Origin of the sequence: Psychrobacter proteolyticus (assembly GCF_038155145.1) — a bacterium.
Classification (GTDB): domain Bacteria; phylum Pseudomonadota; class Gammaproteobacteria; order Pseudomonadales; family Moraxellaceae; genus Psychrobacter; species Psychrobacter proteolyticus_B.
In genome coordinates this window covers 1-221 of the sequence record NZ_JBAKAY010000126.1, presented here as the reverse complement: position 1 = coordinate 221, position 221 = coordinate 1, and the positions used below count along the sequence as shown (strand labels likewise).

Here is a 221-nt window from a genome sequence, read left to right as displayed (position 1 = left end):
CACTGATTAGGGCGCCTGTGATGGGCGACATGTTGAACATGGACTGCATGACAAGACCGGCACCGCCAATATTACCAATATTAAAAGCCAGACCACCCGCAATGATTAATAAAGCGAGCAAGTAACCAACACCAGGAAACACCAAGTTTGCGATTTCCTGTGCACGTTTTTTGGAGACCGCTAATACTCGCCAAACGTTAAGCTGGACGCCGATGTCCATA

General features: G+C 48.0%; 1 pseudogene. It reads right to left on the bottom strand.

Annotated elements, in window-relative coordinates:
- A pseudogene (locus V6252_RS13230) lies at positions 1-221 on the bottom strand (hypothetical protein); the annotation flags it as partial.